This is a genomic window from Bartonella sp. AA83SXKL (assembly GCF_042196965.1).
In the GTDB taxonomy this organism is placed as follows: Bacteria; Pseudomonadota; Alphaproteobacteria; order Rhizobiales; family Rhizobiaceae; genus Bartonella.
Genome location: NZ_JBHIRG010000182.1, coordinates 1 through 327 on the forward strand (window position 1 = coordinate 1; position 327 = coordinate 327).

Annotated in this window: 1 pseudogene; it reads right to left on the bottom strand. The window is 33.0% G+C overall.

The features are described 5' to 3' along the window. Positions 1-96, bottom strand: a pseudogene (locus tag ACFINO_RS10470) (addiction module antidote protein, HigA family); the annotation flags it as partial. Positions 97-327: the final 231 nt, after the last annotated feature.

Sequence of the window (327 nt, forward strand, 5' to 3'; positions counted from 1 at the left end):
AGCAATTTCGGTTTTGCTTGCATTTAAATGTTCTAAGGATTCAGCTAAAATTTCTCCTGGATGAGAAGGACAACGATTAGGATTACGTGTGGTCATGGATAGTCTTCTTTGCAATTAATTTTAAAACCGTTACAATTTAAACAATATGCCATTGATATTATATCATTTAAAGAAATTTAAAAAATGAACATCAAGCCCATTCGCACTGAACAAGATTATCAAGAAGCCTTAGAAATTGTGTCTGCAATGTTTGATAATCAACCTCAAGAGGGGACTCCCGAATTTGATCAAATGGAGGCTCTTGTATTATTAATTGAAGCTTATGAA